The organism is Shewanella acanthi (assembly GCF_019457475.1).
Taxonomy (GTDB): domain Bacteria; phylum Pseudomonadota; class Gammaproteobacteria; order Enterobacterales; family Shewanellaceae; genus Shewanella; species Shewanella acanthi.
In genome coordinates this window covers 3,141,204-3,163,792 of sequence record NZ_CP080413.1, presented here as the reverse complement: position 1 = coordinate 3,163,792, position 22,589 = coordinate 3,141,204, and the positions used below count along the sequence as shown (strand labels likewise).

Genomic DNA, 22,589 nt, shown 5'->3' with positions numbered 1-22,589 from the left:
TTATTATTATTTTTCCGAAATAAAAGGGTATAAAAATTCGATGCTTAGACAAATGTTATCGGTCAGAGCCGGGATTAGTTTAACTTTTTTTTAACCGCTTTTGGGTAATTTTTTGGTCAGATTCTAAATGCCAGAGCGTCAGGTATTCACCCCAACAACAACCGGTGTCGAGCGCCTTTAACTTAGGCGAGTTGACTTTACCCATCAATGCAGCCCAATGGCCAAAGACCAGTGTGTGGCTTTCCCTAAGGGGAGAGGCGAAATCAAACCAAGGGCGAAGTTGTGGGTTTGTGCAGTTTTCGGGTGGTTGTTTGCAGTCGAAATCTAAATGGCCATCGACAAATAAATAGCGCATACGGGTCAGGGCATTAATGCAAAACCGCAAGCGATTGATGCCGATTGCATTTGGCTCCCAGCGTTCGGCGGTATCCGAGTACATTTTGCTGATAAGTGCATCTAAATAGTCAGCTTGTTGCAGCGCTTGGCTGACGAGTTGTGATTCTTGACGCAGAGTCTCTAACGACCACTGTGGCGGTACGCCCGCGTGGGTCATGATGACGTTATGTTCAGGCAGTTCGCGCATTAACGGCTGCAGCCTTAGCCAACTGATAAGACTTTCGATATCCGGCGCATTGAGTAAAGGCGTGAGGTTATCACTGGGTTTGTTACGTTTAAGTTTTCCATGCAGGGCTAAGAGGTGCATATCGTGATTGCCGAGCACCACTTTGCCAGTATCGCCTAGTGACTGGAAAAAACGTAAGGTTGCGAGGGAGTCTGGTCCGCGCGCCACCAAATCGCCAACCGCCCAAAGGGTATCCTTAGATGGGTTAAAATCGACCTTTAACAGTAACTTTTGTAATTCGGCAAAACAGCCTTGGATATCACCAACAAAATAATGGGCCACGATAACCTTTGTAGAATCAAATCAATGTAATAAACCTGGGGTGGCTAAACGAAAGGTATTAATCATTGCCTTAAAATGTTCACCCGATTCACTGACCATACCATAAGTGCCGTGCATAAAGCCAAGGGGCGTATCCAGCACAGTGCCACTGGTATATTGATATGACGCATTGGGTTGGATGGTGGGGGTTTCGCCTACTACGCCTGAACCCTGAACTTCACTGGTTTTACCGTTAGCATCGGTAATTATCCAATGACGGGTTTCGAGTTTTGCGGCTTTATCGCCAAGATTGGTGATAGTGATGGTGTAGCTAAAGAGGTATTTATGATCCTCGGGTGAGGACTGTTGCTCGATATATTCGGTTTTAACTTCGACTTTGATTGACGTGTCCAACGTAGTCATGCTGTTCCTTAGAATGATGCAGGGCACCTTAGCACCCTGCAAATAAAGACCTATTACGCCTTCTTATCACATACCATGTTCGCCATTGCAACATATTGTTCAACGCTGATTTGCTCTGGACGTAGGTTTTGATCGATACCGAGTTGTTCGAACTCTTCATCGCTCAAAATGTGTTTAAGGTTGTTACGCAGTGTCTTGCGGCGCATGTTAAATGCAGTGGTACACAGTTGGCGTAAAACGTTCACATCCTTACATGGGAAGGGCTTTTGTGCATACGGAAGCAGACGCACAACCGCCGAGTCAACCTTTGGTGGCGGAGCAAAACTGTGCGGTGGCACCTCGAGCACTGGAACCACTTGGCAGAAATACTGCGCCATCACCGTTAATCGGCCGTAGGCTTTGTTGCCTGGGCTTGCGGATAAACGCAGTACCACTTCTTTTTGCAGCATGAAGTGCATTGTCTCAATCAGTTCGGCAAACTCGAACAGATGAAACATGAGTGGTGTAGAAATATTGTACGGTAGGTTACCGAAAACCTTGAGTTTTTTGCCTGGGACTGAGAGTTGGCTAAAGTCAAACTGCAACGCATCGCCTTGGTGGATGGTCAGTTTGTCTTTCAGTACAGGGTGGTTTTGTAAGCGTTCAACCAAGTCTCGGTCTAACTCAACTACGGTCAGGTTATCTACTGATAGGGCTACAGGTTCGGTCAGGGCGCCAAGACCTGGACCAATCTCGACCATCACGTGGTCATTATCCGGGGCGATGGCACCCACAATGCGGTTAATCACATTGTCATCGGTCAAGAAGTTCTGTCCGAAACGCTTTCTGGCCGTGTGGCCCAAATGTACTTTGCTACTCATTAATGTCTAATCGTTTAGTTCTTTGAGGATAACTCAATGGCTTTATTCAAGGCGCAGACAAAACTACCAATATCGGCTTTGCCTGTTCCCGCAAGGTCGAGCGCCGTACCATGGTCAACCGAAGTACGGATATAGGGTAAACCTAAGGTAATGTTTACCGACTTGCCAAATCCCTGTGACTTCAGAACGGGCAGACCTTGGTCATGGTACATGGCCAATACGACATCTGCGTCCTGTAAATATTTTGGTTGGAACAAGGTATCGGCCGGTAATGGGCCAATAATGTTCATGTTGAATTCTTCACGAAGCTCATCTAGCGCGGGAATAATAACATCAATCTCTTCCCGGCCTAAGTGCCCATCTTCACCTGCATGGGGATTTAAGCCACAGACATAAATCTTGGGCTCTGGTATCGCAAACTTACTGATGAGATCTGCATGTAAAATTTTAATGATATGGTGCAGCCGTTGGCGGGTAATCGCCTTTGCGACATAGGCAAGTGGAATATGGGTCGTCACTAATGCAACCTGCAACCCTGGCGTTGCCAACATCATCACCACATCGCTACAGTTCGCCTGATGGGCAAAAAACTCAGTATGGCCGCTAAAGGGAATGCCCGCTTGGTTGATAATGCCCTTGTGTACAGGCCCTGTGACAACGGCATCAAACTCACCACTCATGTTTTTTTCACCCGCGTAGCGAAGAGTATCAACCACATAGGCACTGTTTTGCTCATCGAGCTTGCCGCACAGCGCTTCTGTCATTAGCTTGAAGGGCATAATGGTCAGTGTACCTGCCTCTTGCGGCTTTGGCGGTTGATTCGGTAGATATGGGCGAAAGGTCACATGTAAGCCAAGACGTTTAGCGCGACTGGCTAATAATTCGGGGTCAGCACAAACGACTAACTCAGCAGGCCAAGCCTGCTGAGCGAGTTGTACGACTAAATCGGGACCAATACCAGCGGGTTCTCCCGGGGTAATGGCGATGCGTTTAGTGGTCAATTCTACTTAACCTCGGTTTGACTCTGGCTGAAAGACTTCAATGTATGCCTCGGCCCGCATTTCGTCTAGCCAGTTTTGCAGTTCTTCGTTAAATTTGCGACGGAAGATGAGCTGGTGTGCACGGTTAGTGTTGAATTGATCCGTTGCATCTGTTTTTCTGCGTTCTTCAAGTTGAGTGATGTGCCAGCCGTGGGTAGTACGGAATGGCTCACTGATCTGATCTTGATTCAAGCTCTTCAGCGTTTGAGCAAATTCTGGAACATACACACTTGGATCTGCCCAGCCCAGTTCGCCGCCCTTAGCCGCAGAACCAGGATCCTCAGAATACTGACGGGCTAAATCTTCAAATTTCGCTTCGCCTGAACGAATTTGCTTTAGGAATTGCTCAAGCATAGCCTTAGCACGGTCTTCTGACAAAATAGGTGACGGTTTTAGCAGAATATGACGCGCTCTGACTTCTTCAACTTCTTTAGTCTGTAGGCCACGGGCATCCATGATCTTGATGATATGGAAACCTGCACCACTCTTAATCGGGCCAATGATATCGCCTTTTTTTGCACCACCAATCACTTCGGCAAACAGGGTCGGCATTTCGTTGATGTTCATGTAATCCCAAATACCACCTTCTAGGGCCTTTGGACCCGACGATGAGGCGATAGCGGTGCGGCGGAAATCTTCGCCTTTTTTCAGGCGTTCAAGCACAGCATTAGCGCGTTTGCTCGAGGCTTCTAACTGCTCGCTAGTTGCATTGTCAGGCACATCAATCAGGATGTGACCGATTTGGAATTCAACATCCTTCATGCCTTGTTCTTGAATGAGTTTGACTAGACCATTGATTTCCTGAGGAGATACTTGGATACGTCGTTGAACTTGAATGCGTTGGATTTCACCTAGGGTAATTTCTTCACGCAATTGTTCACGGTACTGGCTATAGCTTAACCCTTCAGATTCAATTTTACGTTGCATTTGCGCAACGGTCATTTTCTGTTCTTGCGCGATGTTTTGAATGGCTTGGTCAAGTTGCAAGTCACCAATATGCAAACCAATACGGTCAGCCATTTGCAGTTGTAAACGGGTTAAAATTAGACGTTCGATAACTTGGGTGCGCAATGCCGAATCCGATGGCAGCGACTGGTTAGCGGCTCTGGCGTTGGCTTTCACAGTGTCGATCATGTTGCTGATTTCGCTTTCGAGAACGATGCCGTCGTTGATTTGGACGGCAACTCGGTCGAGCTGCGATGGGGCGGCCATTGTTGTTTGGCTCATAGCGAGGGCAAATAAAGCAAAAATCAGATGTTTACTGGGTTTCATCCACAAATCCTTGGCACGTTCTAAGGTCTAGTTCGACGGCTTATTGTAAGTTAGCTTTACCATTTATAACGAAATTACAAAGAGTTACCTCATGCAGACGTGGGCAACCCCAAAAGAGTGCGGTGCTATTCCTATTTGGACGTGGCCTTTGCAAAATAGGCACCACGAGACTCTTGTTAAGCTGTTTGGACTCCAAGTCCTAGCTGAGGTTCAGCAATCTAACATAAATCTTTGCTAATTCCTCAGATAAAGCGGTTTTCTGTAGTTAAAGAGGCCATCATTGAGCATATCCGAGACACCCAATGGACCTGAGCCACCGAGACCTTTAATGACGAGGTTAAGGTAGACGCCGCTCTCAAACTGTTCACGGTTATCGACGATGGCTGAACCAATATTGTCATCATAATTGGTTTTGATCCGGTAATGGTAACTCAGACGGATTGCGTAACAGCATGATTCATATTGAAAGCCTGTATAGGTTTCGATGCTACGTTTTTCGTTCAGGTCATAATACCAGTTACCTACTAGGTAAAGACTGTCACTAATCGGCCAAGCTGTACGCATACCTGCTTGAGAAATGTTCGCAAGGTCATTGGTATTAGAGTTGAGCAGGTCTGGTACGTAGCGATAGCTAAATTGCAGTAACTTATTGACTTCAGGACGGTAATCTAAAGTCATTTCAGTTTTTTTGTTATCGCTGGTGTCGGTATCATATTGGATTGCTGCGCCCACGTACCAATCTTGAGTTAAGCGGGTATCGAGCTCCGCTGCTAAAACGGATGTCGATTGATTTTGTTCGAATAAATTATCTTCAAAACCAACCTTCGAATCCTCTAGATAGAAGATTTGACCAATGCTGAATTTCGTCGCCTCTTGGTTATGATCGTCAAACAAACGCGTTGTAACACCGAGGGTGAATTGGTTGGTATCGGAAATCCTATCTAGACCGGAAAAGCGGCGATCACGGAAAAGACCGAAATAGTCGTCCTGCAGTAGGGCGGTATCGTAAATACCAATACCACGTTGATCCTCATAACCCACATATAAATATTGGAATTGCGGCTCAAGGGTTTGGCGATAATTCTTGTCAAAATAGTCGGTGAAACGTTCAAAGTTGATTTGACCATTAATCCGCACCTGTGGAATTGTACGGCTAACTGTTTCATCAAGTTCCTGAACTGGATTGTTATTTTGCTGCCAATAATTGGTTTGCATCAACTTGAGTTGGCTGGTGAGCGAGCCCGATGGACCATGGATGGGCAGTGTGATGCTTGGCGCCATATGCAGGCGTGTCGCAGTATTGATGTCACTATCCTGATGAGCAAAATTGGTGAGCTCGGAGTTAAAGCCAAAGTCTAAGTTTTGCCAGAAACTGGCGGCGCGGTAGTTAAAGTTTAACTGTGGCATTACCTGATAGGGTTTCTCTTCTTCCCCAAGAACTTTGATGTCTTGCACCCGAGTACTGAAATCCCAGTTTCGTTCAAAATAACTGACTTCACCGATACGGGATAACTGGTTGTCGGTGGCACGGTTTACATCGGACTTGAGGTCGTTGAAATAATTGTTGTCCGATACTTCTGTAAAGTTGGCGAGTACTCGCCAGTTTTTATCGATTGCGCCTTGGTGTTGCCAGTTATAGAGGTAACGGTTTGGGCTGCCACTGAGCATTGAATCATTGCCGAGATACTCAAAATTCAGGCGACCACTTTGGGCTTCGCCAGCGAGGTAACGAAACTCAGTTTTAGTAAATAGACCCCGTTCTGACATAAAGCTGGGGGTGAAGGTAAGGTCATATTCAGGGGCAATGTTCCAGTAATAGGGGGCATTAATTTCAAAGCCGTTAGTCGTACTGGTACTAAAACTCGGAAATAGGAAACCGGTTTTACGCTTGTCCGAGACTGGCACCGTCATATAGGGAATATAAAATACCGGAATATCGGCCACACGGAGTTTTGCGTTCCAGATTTCGCCCCATTCTTCATCACTGTTGATCTTAATTTTCTCAGCTTCGAGCAGCCAAGACACATCCTCAGGAGGGCAGGTGGTGAAGTTAGTATTCGTTAAGATCAAATTGTTGTTCATGGTGATCTGCAGTTTCTCGGCATCGCCGTGTACCTGCTGTCCATGCAACCAATATTGAGCTCCCGTCAAGGTGGCGCGATTGCTGCGCATTTGAGCCTGCAGCGAATCGGCGGTGACGGTAAATACTGTATCTTGGAAAATTAAGTTGCCGTTAGCATCAAACTGTTCAGTTGCTTGGTCGAGAATGGCTTCGTCGGCGGCAATATGACGATCGCCTTGACTGAAAACAACATCACCACTGAAGACGGCCTGCTTGCCCATCTCCGCATTAGATTTATCGGAAACAATTCGAATTTTTTGTCGTTCTACTGCGCTAAGTCCAGGTTGTGATTCGATACGGGGAACTGGCGGCTCAATAACGCATTGTGATGCGGTAGTGGGAGATTCTTCTGCCTGGACTAATTGCGGTAACAGGCTCAAGGCCACAAGGTAACGGATCTGCATCTTAGGTCAATAATAATGAATTCTTAGTCTGGACAAGTATTGGTGGGGAAAGTTGCAAAGTACATGGTGAAACCACCAATGTATAGAGTGCAACAACGCTAATTAAATCTATCAATTTCTTAGCTGTTTCCAAATTGTATGCCAGCTATAATAAAGCAATTTTTCTTTAAGAGCCATGAAATGACCTTATCCGATCCGAGATTTCTTTCCCTTAATCAATGGCTGAACCGTTATTTTTCCTGCGATGTGAAGCCAGTGCTTATTTCCGGTGACGCCAGCTTTAGACGCTACTTTAGAGTTCTAGTTGAAGGAAGCCATTTTATCGTTGCCGATTCTCCGCCGCAGTTAGTGCCAATCAGCCCATTTATTGCATTAGCTGATGCCTATACACGGGCAGGGCTAACCGTTCCTGAGGTGATTGCCTATGATACCGAGCAGGGCTTTATGTTATTAAGCGACCTTGGTGATGTGCAGTTATTATCGGTGTTAAATCAGAAGAATGTGGCTGATTATTACCGCAGTGCACTTGCACTATTACCGAAGGTCGCAACTGTAGTTGAAAGTGTCGATCCTCAGACGAAGCAGGTTTTACCACTGCCGACATATGATGACGCATTTGTGCGCCGCGAATTGCATATTTTTGTTGAATGGCTGTTAGGTACTCACCTAAATCTTACGCTGACGGCGGATGATAATGCCTTAATCGATAGCAGTTTCGATACCTTAGTTGATAATGCACTTGAACAGCCTAGGGTGGGTATGCACCGCGATTACCATAGCCGCAATCTGATGCTAAAAGAGGATGCACTGTGTGTGATTGATTTTCAGGACGCTGTGATAGGTCCTGTGACCTATGATGCAGTGTCTCTGCTGCGTGACTGTTATATTCGCTGGCCGCAAAACATGGTGAATGAATTGATGACAGAGCATTATCAGCAGTGCCTCGAGCGCAACCTTATCTCGCAAGGAACCCGCCTTGAGCAGTTCCAAAGATGGTTCGATTTAATGGGGCTGCAGCGTCATATCAAAGCCGCAGGTATTTTTGCCCGCCTTAATTATCGCGACAATAAACCAGCCTACATGAAGGATATTCCGCTGACCCTGTCTTATATCGTCGACATTGCCAAGGCTTATCCAGAGTTGAGTGCTTTTGCGCTGTGGATGGAGTCCAAGGTCGTCCCCGCATTTAACAGTGCAGTCGTTAATCAATCCACTTCAGCGGGAGTTCAGTCATGAAGGCTATGATCCTAGCCGCGGGACGTGGCGAGCGCTTAAGACCACTTACCGATACCCTGCCAAAACCGTTAGTGCCAGTTCTGGGTAAACCCTTGATTGTTTATCATATTGAAAAACTGGCCGCCGTAGGCATAGTCGATATAGTGATCAATCATGCTTGGCTTGGGCAAAAGTTAGTAGAAGCCCTAGGCGATGGCAGCGCTTTCGGGGTTAAGATCCAGTACAGCGCCGAGACCAGCGCCCTTGAAACCGGTGGCGGTATTAAACAGGCCTTGCCAATGTTGACAGAAGGTGACACCGATACCCCCTTTTTGGTGATCAATGGCGATGTGTTTATTGATTCATTACCAGCATTACATTTGCTAGATGAGGATGCGCTGGCGCATCTTTGGTTGGTACCTAATCCTGTGCAGCACCCCAATGGGGATTTTTGCCTAGCCAATGCTAAGGTGTTTGAGGGGGATGAGGATAAATTTACCTTTTCGGGTATTGGGCTTTATCGTCCATCGCTCTTTAAAGATTGCCCCGATGGAGCCTTCGCCCTCGCTCCATTATTAAGATCGCAAATGGCGCAAAATCGAATTAGTGGGGCAATGTATCGCGGTTACTGGTGTGATGTCGGCACTGTTGAGCGGTTGCAGGTGTTGGAAAATAAGCTCAGCGCTTAACAGTCTCGCCCATGGCTAAGTGATTAATGGCTCTCAAGAGTCTTAATGAGTACACAAGATTAGGATATTAGATGCGCTTTTCGGGTAAGTTTTTTGGATTTGTCATTGGCTATATGTTTGGCCGCTTCTTTGGTGCACTCTTGGGCCTGTGGCTTGGGCATCTTTATGACAAACGCGCAGGAGGTGGTTTCAGTCAAGTTATTGGGCAAGCCAAGAATCGTCAACGGATATTCTTCAATACCACCTTTGCCGTGATGGGGCATGTGGCTAAAGCATCGGGAAGGGTGACCGAAACCGATATCCGAATTGCCACAATGTTAATGGATCAGATGCGTTTGTCGGGTGAGGCTCGCCGTGAGGCGCAGCAGGCTTTCCGTGATGGTAAGGATGCCGATTTTGATCTTCGCATTAGTCTGCAGGCCTTTCGTGCCGTGACAATGGGGCGGCAAGAATTACTACAGATGTTTATTGAAATCCAAATTCAAACCGCACTTTCCGACGGCGAGTTGGATGCAGCTGAGCACGCTATTTTGATGACGGTTGCCCAAGAGTTAGGTTATGGCAGAGCTCAGCTTGATGAATTGCTGAAACGCTGGCAGGCGGAATACCGCTTCCATCAAACGTCCAATGGCAATAAAACATCCATCACCGATGCCTATAACTTGCTTGGGATTAACTCAAATGTGAGCGACCAAGAGGTAAAAAGGGCCTATCGCAAGTTGATGAATGAGCATCATCCCGATAAGTTAGTGGCTAAGGGGTTGCCGCCGGAGATGATGGAAATTGCCAAGACGAAGGCACAGGATATTCAAGCCGCCTACGATAGGGTGAAATCAGAGCGCGGTATGCGTTAACGCGGATATGACTTTGGTTGCATACGGCAGCTAAAGAGCAGGAATAATAACAGGATAAAGGGATGAAGATGAAAAACGCTAATCGATTACTGGCCTTGGTAAGTCTGTTACCCGCAGTGCTTGCTTTTTCTAGCCATGCGGAGTCTGAAGTGTTTGTTGCCCCTTTTGGCGGCTATAGCTTTGGTGGTAACTCATTTGATTTGAATGAACTTGACGATAGCCAAGTCGAAACGGGTAATAAAAAGGGCATCTCAATCGAAGAGGGGGAGCACTATGGCTTAATGGTCGGCTTATCCACTAACGATCCCGGTAATATCTATTTGATGTTTAGCCGCCAATCTTCAGAATTGAGAAGTGGTGGCCTCGATTCCCCCGATTTACTTACCAATTTAGATGTCGACTATATCCACCTTGGCGGAACGCTGTATTTTCCAAGGGGGGATTTTCGTCCCTACGTGACTGCGACGGCGGGCGTGACTCGTTTGATGGCACAGGGATGGTCTACTGAAACTCGTTTCTCTATGGGGTTAGGTGTTGGCGCAGAGTATCGTTTGGCTTCGAATTTATCTCTGTTTGGTGATATTCGTGGTAATGCGACCTTTATCAATAGTGATTCGGCACTCTTTTGTAATGCTAATACCTGTCTGTGGCACATTACTTCAGATTTGATGTGGCAGGCTCAGGCCAATCTCGGTCTAAAACTGAGTTTCTAAATCCAGCCCATGAGATGATGGGCAACACTTTAAGGATGATGTGGCAATGAAAATAGTGGTTCTCGATGGTGGCACCTTAAACCCTGGTGATTTAAGTTGGGCGCCGCTGGCGGAATTAGCCGAGTTTACGTGTTTCGAGCATACCCAAAGGGATGACATTATCCCAAGGGCAATCGATGCAGAATGTGTGCTGACTAACAAGACGCCCCTCGATGCTGCCACACTTTCAAAGCTTCCTAAGCTTAAATATGTAGGTGTGCTTGCCACGGGCACCAATGTGGTCGATTTAGTGGCCGCAAAAGCGCAGTCTATCGTCGTTACCAATGTGCCCGCCTACGGCCCTGATGCAGTGGCGCAGATGGTGTTTGCCCATATACTGCACCATACCCAAGCGGTAGCCGTTCACCATAATGCGGTGGCCTCGGGTGAGTGGAGCAAATGCCGTGATTTTTGTTTCACCCTAATGCCTTTGCAATCATTAAAGGGGAAAACCCTAGGGCTAATCGGTTACGGTGATATAGGTCAGCAGGTGGCAAAATTAGCCCTCGCCTTTGGCATGACGGTGTTAGTAAATACGCGAAGGGTATTAACGGATTTACCCGAGGGTGTACGCTGGTGCGAGCAGGAAAGTGTATTTAGGTTGGCTGATATACTCTCACTTCATTGTCCACTCAGTGCTGAAACCGACCAGTTTATTAATGCCACAACCCTTGAAATGTTAAAGCCCAAGGCGCTGCTGATAAATACCGCCCGCGGCGGTTTAGTCGATGAAGCCGCCCTTGCCAAGGCCTTGCATCAAGGCAAGCTCTTTGCTGGGGTCGATGTACTCTCAACTGAGCCGCCAAGCCCTGATAATCCGCTGCTGAGTGCGCCCAATATCAGTATCACTCCGCACAATGCCTGGGCAACCAAAGAAGCACGGCAAAACCTGTTGGATATTGCCGTGGCGAATGTGAAATGTTTCTTGGCGGATAAACCCTGCAATTGGGTCAATCCCTGATTGCAGGATTAAACCTAACCCCTTATGTTTCATTGATAGAAAAATGAGGGGGTATTACTGGCGTTATAAAGCGTTGTTCACTTCTTTACTCAAGCGATGTTTCCTGCGCCAACCGAGCGCAATGACTCCCGCAGCTAATCCTGACATTGCAACAAGCCCTATGGCCACAGGCTTTTTAAGTTGATGGTACAGAGCTTGCCATTTAGCAATGTGATTCGCCTTTTCCCGTTGTAATGCGCTGGCAAAATCTGGGGTTTCACATTGCAAACCAAAGTGCTGCGCCCAAGGGACGAAGGGGCCGTTAGCCACGTATTTTTGATAGTACTGTTTGGCAAGTGAAGGTTCCCGATATAGCACCCAGCCCGTTGCTTGGCACAGCAGTGCTGCATAGGCTTGGCTGTTATGGGGCACATCGTTGCTGGCTTTATCTGCTAATTGGGCGGCGTGGTAGCGGTAATGGAAGCGTTTATTTGGTATGGCATTACTTGCATCGACCCTTAGTCGCTCTTTTTCCGCTAACGGTTGTTGACTATACCAATCCGTTAAATCGAATACGCCCTGATAAACGGCATAATCCGGTGCAAGTTCAAATCCGAGGATTTCCATGCCATGTTCACGGGCAATTTGAGCCGCACGCCAGTAGGCGCTAGCTCGTTCAATCCCCGAGGTGTGAGTCGCGCGGGTCAAGGCTTTTGCATATTCAGCGACAATGACCTGTTGAGATGGATGACTAAAATAGCCTTTAGCCTCAATAACAGTGCCTTCGCGCAGTAACCTGCGGCCTAACAAATAGCGCAAACGGTTATTGATAGGTTCGATGTTATCGTACCAATCGCTGTCCTCTGGGTTATCGTAGGCTTGTAATGGCACTTTTGCATCGACAAAGGCCTTTAGCTCATCGGTGGTCAGTACCCGCTCGGCCACATAGGCAATATCCTGCCAATATTCATCACCGCTTTCGAGTAGGTGGGTAAGGGCATCGAGATATTCACCACGTTCGAGGGATAGCACACCCTGCTCGGCGCGAATGCGGCACAATGCCGCTTGTTCCAGATCCCGATGGATTGCGCGTTGCTGAGTCGCCGTTGCATCGAGAGTCTCTGTTGAGAGGTTATCCTGAGTGGGGAAATGTTTTGCTGCTTGGGCATAGGCCTGAGCGGCGCCCGCTTGATCGCCCCGCTGCAGGTGTAATTTAGCACTGAGCCACCAAGTTAATCCGCTTGGCTTAGCATGAATTAGCATGCGCTCGGCACTGGCATAATTCCCCAGCTGATAATAGATGGCGGCGAGCGTGTCGCCTTTATCGAGTTTGGCCGCATCAGTGGGAAACACCTTCAGGATTTGCGCGACCTTTAAGCCGAAATCAGACAATTGCCCACCGTAGGCAAATTCGCTGCTACTGCTCTGCCAATAGGCGATCAACAATTGCTGGACTTTTTCCTTCTTGAGTAACACCTTAAGCTCATTGACGTCCTTCGCCATCAAGCTGCGACTTAACATCAGCAGCGAGTCATAGCCGCCACTATCGCCCTCGACCGATTGGGTGGCATAAAGGGTAATGACGCGGTTAATCACCTCTGGATTTAGGCTGACGTCGAGCTTTGGCGGTTCATACTCTGCTTGTGTGACTTCGATAGGCGTTTGTCCCTGATGGAGCAGAATATAGGCCTGCTCCCCTAAACTCGCTAAGCTTAGGCGCAGTGGGTCGATTCGACCTTTGACTACTTCGTCTTGCAGCCTTGTAAGATAGCCGTTGGCACGAGTGAAGTGCTCGTTATCTTGGCTTTGGTGGCTCTGAATAAGCTCAATGCGCGACAGACTATAGAGTGCCCAGAGACTGCGACTCTCACGCTCCTCATCGGGTAAATTTATGACCTGAGTAAAGTATTCCTTAGCGCTGGCGTAGTCCTTAGCCTCAAAGGCGACGGCGCCCAAGCTATATAAGACGATAGCCTGCGGCAGGGCATCTTTAATTTGGGCAGCCAGTCTTTTGGCATCACTTAAGTCTTTTGCATCGCGTAGGGCGTTGACTAGGGCAAAATCGGCTTCCGACAATTCGCTGTTTTCATAGGCTCTGGTCTGGGAGAGATAACGGTTATTAACCTCGTCCCAGAGGTATTCGAGTGCGGCGGGTTCGGCCTGATATCGCCAAGGTAGCGGCGCTGCTAAGGGAGCTATCCGTTGACTAAAGGCGGTTTGTGGCAAAAAGCTTAAACTGTTTTGCCTATCTAAGGTTAACTGCAGCGGAAAGTCAGGCCCACAGGCGAGCAGTGCGGGCGAAAACAAACTTAAGCAAACAAGACTGATTTTCTTGAGTCTGTTGAGCCTGCAAGTTGAAGCCGTAGCTACGCTGTTGTTGAGCCTATGGCGCATAAATATCCTGTAAAGTTAATGAGTCACAGCATGCCCAGCCTATCACTCTTCGGCTATTGGGGGCGAGTGTGGCTGCTTGCTCTGTGGGTAACCCATTACTCGGAGTGACATTCATTAAAGTGTTGTCAGAATCCTTCCGCTCCGGTAATTGCCATACTATTTCATCTTTATTGGTGGAAACTAAGTATCCGTTTTGGCCATCTTTAGTCATGCAGTTTGTGCCTAAGAGCTGAATTTTATTGGGTAATATGCCTGCGACGTTACCGCGATTGAATAGCGCCAATTGATACAACTTAGCCGTAAGATGAGACGCATTAGAGTTAATTGCAGCTTGCGCCGAGTACGAGCCGATGAGCCCAATCTCAAGCTCAATGTTGGCGACAAGGGGCTTTTGGTTAATGACATCCATCAAGGTCGAAAGTGGCCAGATGCGTCTATCGCCCTCTAGTGGTAATCGAAACCAGATAATCCCCTTAAGTTTTGGAAGCTTTCTTTGCTGCAATTGTTGAATGAACGACTGTAATGCTTTGGGATCAGCCATCAACTCCTGCATCTTATCCGTTCCATTCCTATTTCTGTGTAACGCAACCTCACTTTCCACCTCAAAGCCTTTGTCTGTGCTGTAGACCGCCGAGCCGTAACTTGGGAGCGCAATAAGAAAAGGGACAGTGCTTATTTTGGAAACCTGTTTAACCCATTGAGCGCCTTTAATGGGATCGAATAATCCCTTACGGGGATCGCTAACACTATGGATTTGCAGTACCAGTTCATCGATATGACTTAAGAGTGAAGGGAATTCTGGGCTATTAAGCCAAGCGGGTAGGGCGGTGATGCTCAGTTGTAGTGTAGGAGGGAGCTGCGCCCTGAGTTTTTGCAGCAAACCGCGATAGGCGCCAAGCTTGCTGCTTGCACTATCGTGGTCGATTTCAATCCCTTGGATAACCGTGCCTTGCTCTTGCCAGTGGCGCAGCATTTGCTGAATATGGCTGATGATTTGTGCTTCATCTAGCCTTGCGAGCTGACCATCTAGCCTAATCACGGCAATTTTAGGGCGCGGGTCAGCCTTTAGGTACTGATGATTAACAGCCACTTCAAACCAAGAGTCGTTAATGCCGGATTTGGGGTGGGCCTGCAGGGCGAGGATACGTAAGCCGCTAAATGCCGCTTCACTTTGTTTGAGTGCCGTTTGATGTTCGCTGCGCCATTGGCGCTGCCAGATATAGACCTCATGCTCTAAGGTGACGGATTGAATAGCCTTGCTCGATGGCGTGTTTGAGTGCCTGTCTGAAAACGAAACCTGATGAGATGTATCAAGCTTTTTTTCTTCGACGTACGGCGTGTTTGTCAGCGTGGTGAAAATGGCAATAACGACAAAAGTGACGAAAACAAGCAGTACAGTAACACGTGGCAGGCTTGAAAATAAAATCTGCTTTAGGTGCTTTTTAAGATGCGCCGCGGTGAGTTGGGATAATGGAGTCATTATATTTGCGGCTAATAGGTGAAGAAAAATCACCCGCCGATGCAGATCGGCGGGCAATGGATAAGGCTTAGAAAATCACTTTGACCTTGCTTGCGCTGTCGAGTGCTTTATTCACCGCGCTCTGGATATCGGTATCGCGGGCAAGCGCCACACCTAAGCGGCGGCGGCCGTCAATCTCGGGTTTTGCAAACAGACGCAGTTGGGTGTTAGGTGCCGCTAATGCTTCAGATAGACCTTGGTAACGAATGTTTTGCGATTTACCTTCAACTAACACTACCGCAGAGGCGCTTGGGCCGTGCTGGTGGATGTTTGGAATAGGTAATCCTAGGATCGCGCGAACGTGCAGCGCAAACTCTGATAGGTCTTGGCTGATAAGCGTGACAAGCCCAGTATCGTGTGGGCGAGGGGATACTTCGGAGAAGTAGACGTCATTGCCTTTAACGAATAGCTCAACGCCAAATAAACCGTAACCGCCTAAGGCTTCAACAACTTTGCTCGCAATAGCTTGGGATTTAGCCAGCACTTCGGCCGACATGGCCTGCGGCTGCCATGATTCACGGTAATCGCCGTCTTCCTGTCTGTGGCCGATAGGCGCGCAGAAGTGAATGCCGTTTACGGCGCTGATGGTTAACAGCGTGATTTCGTAATCGAAGGGAATAAAGCCTTCCACAATCACGCGACCACCGCCAGCGCGGCCACCTTCTTGGGCATATTGCCATGCGTTATGGCTTAGGGCTGCGTCACGGATAACGCTCTGGCCTTTGCCTGAAGAACTCATCACTGGTTTAACGACGCAAGGGATGCCGATTTCGCTGATGGCTTGATTGAATTCGGTTTCTGTGTCGCAGAAGAAATACGGTGAGGTTGGCAGACCTAAGGTTTCGGCAGCGAGGCGACGAATGCCTTCCCTGTCCATGGTGAGCTGAGTTGCACGCGCTGTAGGGACAACGTTTACACCTTCCGCTTCCATTTCTACTAAGGTTTGGGTCGCAATGGCTTCAATCTCAGGGATCACTAAGTGAGGTTTTTCTAACTCAATCACCGCGCGCAGTGCCTTGGCGTCGAGCATGTTGATCACATGAGAACGGTGGGCAATTTGCATCGCAGGAGCATTAGGGTAGCGGTCTACACCAATGACTTCAACGCCTAAACGTTGCAGTTCAATTGCAACTTCTTTTCCAAGTTCGCCGCAGCCGAGCAACATGGCGCGACGTGCGCCCTCTGTGTAGGGAGTGCCAATCATGTGTGGGTACCTTTTATTTTATAGGGTTATTGACGCCTTATGGCGTTCTTGGGGCATAGTTTACCCGATTGCGAACGGTTTTTGTGATGGAAATTATCAAGTGTGTTGAACATCAAGCTATTTGTATGGATTTGTTGCGCTTTTGCCAATGTGGTGTAGAAATATACAGAGATAGTCTGTTTGTGTTTGAGTGGGCGCAAGGCAATTTGGCCGAGTTGAACCTATTGGCCTATATGGATTTTTGGTTGCTGTAGGGAGTCAAACATGTTTTTGGATTACTTTGCCTTAGGCATTTTGTTTTTTGTTGTTCTCGTTATTTTTTATGGGAGTATCGCGATTCATGATATTCCCTATGAGATAGCGAAGAAGCGTAATCATCCACAGCAGGATGCTTTACACATTGCGGGTTGGATTAGCTTATTCACCTTACATGTCCTTTGGCCGTTTTTGTGGATCTGGGCCACTCTTTATCGAGAAGATAGGGGCTGGGGCTTCAGTACGGTAATGAAAAAAGAGGAAGCGTTAGAGGAGGATGTGAAAGCCCTAAGGCAAACGGTCTTGGAATTACAGAGCAAAATTGTGGCCCTTGAATTGAAATCTGCCGAAGCGCCTGAGCTTAAACAAGATCCAATACCTGTTATTAACACCCCAAAAAACAATAACGGCGAGGTGTAAAATGGATCTGCTACTGATTTTAACCTATGGCGCTTTCTGTGTTTTTATCTTTAAAGTCTTCAAAATCCCCCTGAATAAATGGACTGTGCCTACTGCCGTATTGGGCGGTGTCGTGTTAATTGCCAGTCTATTGTTAATCATGAACTACAACCATCCCTATTCGCGCTTTGGGCGGGAATACTTTGTGACTATTCCTATTACGCCTGCGGTCAGGGGATTGGTAATTTCAGTTGATGTGTTACCTAACACGCCTGTTAAGGAAGGAGATGTGCTGTTTCGCATCGACCCCACGCCTTTTCAAGCGGTGGTTGACAGGAAGAAAGCTGCCCTGATAGCGGCTAAGCAGGACGTTCCTCAACTTGGGGCGACTTGGGAGGCCGCTAAGGCAAATGTTGCTCGGGCAACGGCCGATAGGGATCGCACTAAATCGGCCTATAGTCGTTATGAACAAGGGCATCGAAAGGGTGGTGCCAATTCACCTTTTACCGATTTAGAGCTCGATAACAGACGGCAAATGTACCTGAGTTCTGAAGCGCAGCTGACAGCGGCTCAGGCCGATGAGTTAAAAGCGCGCCTTGCCTATGAGTCAAATGTGGATGGAGTAAACACTCAGGTGGTAGCGCTCGAGGCGGATTTGGCCAGCGCCATGTATGACCTTGAGCATACCATAGTGCGGGCTCCCGCCGATGGAATGGTCACTCAAATGGCGCTTCGTCCTGGCACTATGGCAGTGCCTATGCCGCTTCGCCCAGTGATGACCTTTATTCCCGATGAGGAGCGCTATTTTGCGGGTGCATTTTGGCAAAACTCCATACTGCGTTTAAAAGTAGGCGATGAAGCCGAAGTGGTACTCGATGCGGCGCCTGGACAGGTCTTTAGCGGCAAAGTTGCTAAGATATTACCTGCAATGGCTGAGGGTGAAATACAAACAAATGGCACGTTGTTATCGGCAACGCAGCTTTACCAAAGCGGACGGGTGATTGTGATTATTGATATCGATGATGATGCCATTCGTAAGCAATTCCCCGCCGGTGTTCAAGGACAAGTCGCAGTGTATTCAGAGCATTTTCATCATATCTCAGTGATGCGTAAGGTGCTCTTGCGGATGAAGGGGTGGCTGAATTATCTCTTCTTCGATGGTCATTAATCATAACCCTATTTCGGGAGTAAAAAGTCCAGTTCGCTGGACTTTTTTATGCCGAGTCGCTGACAGAGGAATGATATATCGCATGCTAAGTCTGTAGCGATGCCTTAGGTACCGTATTCATCATATTAAAAGGTTAGGCAGACCATTAACCTCAGTCTTTGTACTCAAAATGCAGCGATTACTAAAAATTTTAAGACTGAATTGATTTCCCATCCTAAAGTTAAGACATCTTGAGTGTGTTAGGAGGTTGCAAGCTAGGAAAGGCGGGCAACCTACCATCATCATATTACGGAAGGGATTATATGAAACCTCGTCATTCGTTATTAGTAAGTTCATTATTTTTATGCGCAACAGGTGTTCAGGCTGGTGGGCTCTACTTATATGAAAATAGCAGTACTAATGTGGGGTTAGCCTCAGCGGGTGAGGCGGCTTTAGCAAATGATGCATCGGTGCTAGGGTCTAATCCTGCGGGGTTGTCCCATGTTGCGGGGCAATCTTTTTCCGGCAGCTTAATTGGGCTCTATGGTGATACTGATTTAGATAATTACAATAATGGCCGTTCGGAAAATATCATCGGTTTTACGCCCTTGGGCAGCGCTTTTTATAGTGACAGAGTGGATGACAGATTCGCCGTTGGTATAGGTGTTTATGGAAATTATGGCTTGAGTTTAGATTACGATAATTTATTCAATAAAGTCGATATTCCTAAAGTGACCACCCAAGCAATAACCCTGAAACCGGCGATGTCTTACCGGTTAAACGATCAATGGTCCCTTGGGGCGGCGTTAGGTTTCCAATTTGGTGTTTTTGAAGTTGAAGGTCAGTTGAATGGCACCGAGTATTCAAAAAATGTTAAAGACAACGACACACAAATTACGGGTCAGGTAGGTGTGCTCTATGAACCCAGTGCGGTGACGCGATTGGGATTCGCTTATTCGAGTGAAACTAAGCTCAAATTTACCGATGTGGGCCAAGAAGCCATCATGCCGCAATATCTGACATTCAGCGCATTCCACAAGATATCAGAAAATTGGCATTTGCTTGGCAATCTTAACTGGCAGGATTGGAGTCGATATCGGACAACCTTTAATGCCGAGACACAGGATACCTATCAAATTGCTATCGGCGCCCAGTATGTGATGAGTCCAGACATGACTTGGAACATGGGTTTTGCCTTTGATAGCAGTATGTTTAAAGACCAAGATCGTGCAGATCTTACCATTTCAGCAGGAGATGCCTATCGAATTGGTACCGGTGTTGATTTTAAATGGTCGGATAAGAGCCGCTTAAATTTCGCGTTTGAAGCGACTTTGGTTGAATCTTCACAAACCAATTTAACAGGCAATCCCATCGCGGGCTTTAAAGATCCCACCTTGTACTTTTTTAGCATGCAATACACTTGGTCAAATTTGTAATGCGCCAGAGGCCAAGCTATCGCATGGCAAATGGAATGGTTTGAACAGATTGGCATTTGATGAAAGTAAAAAAGTCCAGTTCGCTGGACTTTTTTATGCTAAGTTTCTGGTTAGAAATGGAATATTGGATTAGCTATGCAAGACATTCGCGATTTAACCTCAATACTACGCTCGAACACCCCCATTGTTGTAATTGAAACCTATGAGGAACATCGCGTCGTAGCGTTGCTTAAACAGGTGGCGAATGTTCTCTATCAACCGCTATTTACTTGGAGTATTACCCAAGGCCTTTCCCGCGCTGATAAAGCCATGGCAGCGCAAAAATTTAATGCTGATCCGACTGAACTGCTGGGGCAAATAAAGGCAACAACCCAGCAGGGGATTTATGTGTTATGCGATTTTCATCCCTTTGTGGTAGATGCGCCTAAGAATGTCCGCCTGCTCAAGGAGATTGCGCTGGAGTACGATAGTTTGCAACATACTATCGTGCTTATCAGTCATGCCTTTGATATTCCACCCGAAATAAAACGCTATTGTGCCTATTTTAACCTAACACTACCCAGCACAGTGCAATTACAAAACCTGATCTATGCCGAAGTCGATACACTGCGTCAACGTGGTTTGCCCTTGCAGGTGGACGATAAGGCGGTGGCCAAATTGGCTGAGAACCTCCGCGGTGTGACCGTAGATGATGCACGCCGTTTAATCCATAAGGCTATTGTTAATGATGGTGCGATAAGTCACTCGGATATCGATATTGTTAATAAGGCTAAGTTTCAGTTACTCGACTTAAATGGGGTGCTGCATTTTGAATATGACACCAGTGACTTCTCCCAGGTTGCAGGCCTCAATAACCTTAAAAATTGGCTAAGACAACGTGCCACAGTATCGTCGCAGCAACTAAAGAATGCCGATGGGGAGACTCAACCCCCGATGTTGGATTCGCCAAAGGGGATTTTACTGCTTGGGGTGCAGGGGAGTGGTAAGAGTTTGGCTGCCAAGGCGGTTGCAGGCGTGTGGCAGCGACCTTTGCTGCGTCTCGATATGGCGGCACTCTTTAACAAGTACATAGGGGAAACCGAGAAAAATCTGCGTAATGCCCTTGAGCTGGCGGATACTATGGCGCCCTGTGTGTTGTGGATTGATGAAATTGAAAAGGGTTTGAGTGGTGGTCAAAGTGACGAAGGCACATCGACTCGCATCCTCGGCACTTTATTGACTTGGATGGCAGAACGTAAATCCCAAGTATTTGTCGTGGCAACCGCGAACGATATTCAGGCGTTGTCGCCGGAATTGCTGCGTAAGGGCAGAATGGATGAAATCTTCTTTGTGGATTTACCCGATGCCGAGGTGCGTGAAGATATCTTCCTTATCCATTGCCGGCGCCGTGGTTTAGATGTGACTCACTTAGATTTGGCGCAGTTATCCCTATTTAGCCAAGGGTTTTCGGGCGCCGAGATTGAGCAGGTGGTTATCTCTGCGATGTATACCGCGAGGAGTATCGACCGTGTTGTAGATCAAGGTTTATTGCTCGAAGAATTATCAAAGACGCGGCCATTATCCGTGGTGATGGGGGAGAAGATAAATGCCCTAAGGCAATGGGCATCGGGTCGCACTGTGAATGCCCATCAATAATAAAACCTACCATTAGCGGCTCAGAGCCGCTAACGATCTTTTAGAGACTTTTTAACGCTTGGGTGGAAATTGAGTCAAAATATTGCCGACAGCTTTTTGGGTGTCCTGCGCTTTATTCTCTCCACCTGAGTCAAAATCGAAGCTATCACTGCCGCGCCAGATTAATCGATTAGATTGAACATCAAGAATATCTATCTGAATCATTTGAATTTTTGCCGTTTTACTCCCTAGGGGCACGCCGACACTGGTGCCAATGCCGATACCGCCTCCATGGCCAATACTGCCTGTGCCTAGGCCAATTGAAAGTCCTGAATTTTGTGGCTTATCTTGGGTTTGCAGATTGAAGGTAGCGTGAAAATCTGGGCTGGAGGCTGACTCATTAAAACCCTTTTGGATGAGCTGCTGCTTGATCTCATTCTGAATTCGCTCAGCGCTCAGGGGATCGTCTACACTTTGTGGCAGCCTTAGGTCGAAACTTTTCAGTGAGCTGAAATCGTAGTTGAGGTCGTAGTCGTTCTTCGGTGTTGTACTGCAGGCCGCGAGCAATCCCACTGCAGTCAGTAAAATACTAAAACGTGTCAATCTCATAGTGTCGTACCTCTGTGGCTGGGGTTATTTTGATACTTGCTTCACCGGCTGATTAAAAAGTCGCCTTGATAAAGGGCGTCGCAGCAAGTAATTTAGTTTAAAGTGATGATTCAATGTGCTGTTTTACCATTGATATATCAGACCGCATTTTTGCGCAACCTAAATGGCAGAGTCGTTCAATACCATGGAACAGTTAGCCTTCTTCGATGTCCCTAGCCCCTGTATTGGCGTTTGCCAAACGGATGCGCGCGGTTATTGTAAGGGGTGTATGCGAAGTCGGGATGAGCGCTTTAACTGGTTACATTTTAGTGACGCTCAAAAATACGACATTATCCGCCTTTGCAATCAACGTAAGCGTCGCCGCCAATTAGCACTCTACAAGGCGCATCAAGAACGACTTGCGCAGGAAAGGGCGGCGCTTAACCCTCAATTTGATTTCGATGCCCAAGCATCGAGTGACCTCGATTTTGGCGAGTTTGACTTAGATTAAATTTTTGCGGTTTTCTTGCCATCGCTAACTTTGTGCCGTTCAGGAAAGTTCCAATTCCGCTATGTGTT

20 protein-coding genes are annotated in these 22,589 nt (G+C 47.4%); 10 read left to right on the top strand and 10 right to left on the bottom strand.

All coding sequences use genetic code 11. From position 1 onward, the window contains the following. Positions 1 to 79 precede the first annotated feature (79 nt). From K0H61_RS13615 to lptD, 6 genes are all read right to left on the bottom strand, one after another. Positions 80 to 904 (bottom strand): symmetrical bis(5'-nucleosyl)-tetraphosphatase, encoded by an 825-nt coding sequence (locus K0H61_RS13615; protein ID WP_220049943.1) that lies wholly within the window; start codon positions 902 to 904, stop codon positions 80 to 82. Between the two features lie 21 nt (positions 905 to 925). Then, positions 926 to 1,306 (bottom strand): Co2+/Mg2+ efflux protein ApaG, encoded by a 381-nt coding sequence (gene apaG, locus K0H61_RS13610; RefSeq protein ID WP_220049941.1) that lies wholly within the window; start codon positions 1,304 to 1,306, stop codon positions 926 to 928. Positions 1,307 to 1,359: 53 nt separating this feature from the next. Beyond that, positions 1,360 to 2,166, bottom strand: a complete 807-nt coding sequence (gene rsmA, locus K0H61_RS13605) for a 16S rRNA (adenine(1518)-N(6)/adenine(1519)-N(6))-dimethyltransferase RsmA (protein WP_220049939.1) — start codon at positions 2,164 to 2,166, stop codon at positions 1,360 to 1,362. 14 nt (positions 2,167 to 2,180) lie between these two features. Then, positions 2,181 to 3,167, bottom strand: coding sequence for a 4-hydroxythreonine-4-phosphate dehydrogenase PdxA (gene pdxA / locus K0H61_RS13600; protein ID WP_220049938.1), 987 nt, complete (start codon positions 3,165 to 3,167; stop codon positions 2,181 to 2,183). Positions 3,168 to 3,173: 6 nt separating this feature from the next. Continuing rightward, a complete protein-coding gene (gene surA / locus K0H61_RS13595) occupies positions 3,174 to 4,478 on the bottom strand; it encodes a peptidylprolyl isomerase SurA (protein WP_220049936.1) in 1,305 nt (434 codons plus the stop codon). A 234-nt stretch (positions 4,479 to 4,712) separates the two neighbouring features. After that, positions 4,713 to 7,004: an LPS assembly protein LptD gene (gene lptD, locus K0H61_RS13590; protein WP_220049934.1), complete on the bottom strand. Its 2,292-nt coding sequence runs from the start codon at positions 7,002 to 7,004 to the stop codon at positions 4,713 to 4,715. A gap of 138 nt (positions 7,005 to 7,142) precedes the next feature. On the opposite strand from lptD, the gene K0H61_RS13585 reads away from it, so the two are divergent. From K0H61_RS13585 to K0H61_RS13565, 5 genes are all read left to right on the top strand, one after another. Continuing rightward, positions 7,143 to 8,240 (top strand): aminoglycoside phosphotransferase family protein, encoded by a 1,098-nt coding sequence (locus tag K0H61_RS13585; RefSeq protein WP_220049932.1) that lies wholly within the window; start codon positions 7,143 to 7,145, stop codon positions 8,238 to 8,240. Next, entirely contained in the window at positions 8,237 to 8,908 is a 672-nt protein-coding gene (gene murU / locus K0H61_RS13580) for an N-acetylmuramate alpha-1-phosphate uridylyltransferase MurU (RefSeq protein ID WP_220049930.1), read from the top strand. Before K0H61_RS13585 ends, murU begins: the two co-directional genes overlap by 4 nt. 71 nt (positions 8,909 to 8,979) lie before the next feature. Further along, positions 8,980 to 9,762, top strand: coding sequence for a co-chaperone DjlA (gene djlA, locus K0H61_RS13575; RefSeq protein ID WP_220049928.1), 783 nt, complete (start codon positions 8,980 to 8,982; stop codon positions 9,760 to 9,762). A gap of 68 nt (positions 9,763 to 9,830) precedes the next feature. Then, on the top strand, positions 9,831 to 10,475 hold the full coding sequence (locus K0H61_RS13570) for an outer membrane beta-barrel protein (protein WP_220049926.1): 645 nt from the start codon (positions 9,831 to 9,833) through the stop codon (positions 10,473 to 10,475). A gap of 46 nt (positions 10,476 to 10,521) precedes the next feature. Then, a complete protein-coding gene (locus K0H61_RS13565; RefSeq protein WP_220049924.1) occupies positions 10,522 to 11,475 on the top strand; it encodes a D-2-hydroxyacid dehydrogenase in 954 nt (317 codons plus the stop codon). A gap of 63 nt (positions 11,476 to 11,538) precedes the next feature. On the opposite strand, the gene K0H61_RS13560 is transcribed toward K0H61_RS13565, so the two are convergent. The 3 genes from K0H61_RS13560 to purT form a co-directional block, all read right to left on the bottom strand. After that, entirely contained in the window at positions 11,539 to 13,848 is a 2,310-nt protein-coding gene (locus K0H61_RS13560; protein ID WP_220049923.1) for a hypothetical protein, read from the bottom strand. Then, on the bottom strand, positions 13,838 to 15,328 hold the full coding sequence (locus tag K0H61_RS13555) for a DUF3142 domain-containing protein (protein WP_220049921.1): 1,491 nt from the start codon (positions 15,326 to 15,328) through the stop codon (positions 13,838 to 13,840). Before K0H61_RS13555 ends, K0H61_RS13560 begins: the two co-directional genes overlap by 11 nt. Positions 15,329 to 15,395: 67 nt before the next feature. Beyond that, on the bottom strand, positions 15,396 to 16,571 hold the full coding sequence (gene purT, locus K0H61_RS13550) for a formate-dependent phosphoribosylglycinamide formyltransferase (RefSeq protein WP_220049919.1): 1,176 nt from the start codon (positions 16,569 to 16,571) through the stop codon (positions 15,396 to 15,398). A gap of 264 nt (positions 16,572 to 16,835) precedes the next feature. On the opposite strand from purT, the gene K0H61_RS13545 reads away from it, so the two are divergent. From K0H61_RS13545 to K0H61_RS13530, 4 genes are all read left to right on the top strand, one after another. Continuing rightward, on the top strand, positions 16,836 to 17,246 hold the full coding sequence (locus K0H61_RS13545; protein ID WP_220049918.1) for a DUF3302 domain-containing protein: 411 nt from the start codon (positions 16,836 to 16,838) through the stop codon (positions 17,244 to 17,246). A gap of 1 nt (position 17,247) precedes the next feature. Next, positions 17,248 to 18,393, top strand: coding sequence for an HlyD family secretion protein (locus K0H61_RS13540; RefSeq protein WP_220049916.1), 1,146 nt, complete (start codon positions 17,248 to 17,250; stop codon positions 18,391 to 18,393). 302 nt (positions 18,394 to 18,695) lie between these two features. Next, a complete protein-coding gene (locus K0H61_RS13535; protein WP_220049914.1) occupies positions 18,696 to 19,808 on the top strand; it encodes an OmpP1/FadL family transporter in 1,113 nt (370 codons plus the stop codon). A gap of 135 nt (positions 19,809 to 19,943) precedes the next feature. Continuing rightward, entirely contained in the window at positions 19,944 to 21,443 is a 1,500-nt protein-coding gene (locus K0H61_RS13530) for an AAA family ATPase (RefSeq protein ID WP_220049912.1), read from the top strand. A 51-nt stretch (positions 21,444 to 21,494) separates the two neighbouring features. Here the strand turns inward: K0H61_RS13530 and K0H61_RS13525 are convergent, their stop codons facing one another. Next, positions 21,495 to 22,031: a DUF4136 domain-containing protein gene (locus K0H61_RS13525; RefSeq protein ID WP_220049910.1), complete on the bottom strand. Its 537-nt coding sequence runs from the start codon at positions 22,029 to 22,031 to the stop codon at positions 21,495 to 21,497. Positions 22,032 to 22,215: 184 nt separating this feature from the next. On the opposite strand from K0H61_RS13525, the gene K0H61_RS13520 reads away from it, so the two are divergent. Continuing rightward, a complete protein-coding gene (locus tag K0H61_RS13520; protein WP_220052716.1) occupies positions 22,216 to 22,521 on the top strand; it encodes a DUF1289 domain-containing protein in 306 nt (101 codons plus the stop codon). Positions 22,522 to 22,589: the final 68 nt, after the last annotated feature.

Bases quoted from the DNA above. Each gene is read 5' to 3' on its own strand.
- K0H61_RS13520 (WP_220052716.1), top strand. From the start codon at position 22,216: ATGGAACAGTTAGCCTTCTTCGATGTCCCTAGCCCCTGTATTGGCGTT.
- K0H61_RS13585 (WP_220049932.1), top strand. From the start codon at position 7,143: ATGCCAGCTATAATAAAGCAATTTTTCTTTAAGAGCCATGAAATGACC.
- rsmA (WP_220049939.1), bottom strand. From the start codon at position 2,166: ATGAGTAGCAAAGTACATTTGGGCCACACGGCCAGAAAGCGTTTCGGA.
- K0H61_RS13560 (WP_220049923.1), bottom strand. From the start codon at position 13,848: ATGCGCCATAGGCTCAACAACAGCGTAGCTACGGCTTCAACTTGCAGG.
- K0H61_RS13535 (WP_220049914.1), top strand. From the start codon at position 18,696: ATGAAACCTCGTCATTCGTTATTAGTAAGTTCATTATTTTTATGCGCA.
- apaG (WP_220049941.1), bottom strand. From the start codon at position 1,306: ATGACTACGTTGGACACGTCAATCAAAGTCGAAGTTAAAACCGAATAT.
- djlA (WP_220049928.1), top strand. From the start codon at position 8,980: ATGCGCTTTTCGGGTAAGTTTTTTGGATTTGTCATTGGCTATATGTTT.
- murU (WP_220049930.1), top strand. From the start codon at position 8,237: ATGAAGGCTATGATCCTAGCCGCGGGACGTGGCGAGCGCTTAAGACCA.
- lptD (WP_220049934.1), bottom strand. From the start codon at position 7,004: ATGCAGATCCGTTACCTTGTGGCCTTGAGCCTGTTACCGCAATTAGTC.
- K0H61_RS13540 (WP_220049916.1), top strand. From the start codon at position 17,248: ATGGATCTGCTACTGATTTTAACCTATGGCGCTTTCTGTGTTTTTATC.
- K0H61_RS13570 (WP_220049926.1), top strand. From the start codon at position 9,831: ATGAAAAACGCTAATCGATTACTGGCCTTGGTAAGTCTGTTACCCGCA.
- K0H61_RS13565 (WP_220049924.1), top strand. From the start codon at position 10,522: ATGAAAATAGTGGTTCTCGATGGTGGCACCTTAAACCCTGGTGATTTA.
- surA (WP_220049936.1), bottom strand. From the start codon at position 4,478: ATGAAACCCAGTAAACATCTGATTTTTGCTTTATTTGCCCTCGCTATG.
- K0H61_RS13530 (WP_220049912.1), top strand. From the start codon at position 19,944: ATGCAAGACATTCGCGATTTAACCTCAATACTACGCTCGAACACCCCC.
- K0H61_RS13545 (WP_220049918.1), top strand. From the start codon at position 16,836: ATGTTTTTGGATTACTTTGCCTTAGGCATTTTGTTTTTTGTTGTTCTC.
- purT (WP_220049919.1), bottom strand. From the start codon at position 16,571: ATGATTGGCACTCCCTACACAGAGGGCGCACGTCGCGCCATGTTGCTC.
- K0H61_RS13525 (WP_220049910.1), bottom strand. From the start codon at position 22,031: ATGAGATTGACACGTTTTAGTATTTTACTGACTGCAGTGGGATTGCTC.
- K0H61_RS13555 (WP_220049921.1), bottom strand. From the start codon at position 15,328: ATGACTCCATTATCCCAACTCACCGCGGCGCATCTTAAAAAGCACCTA.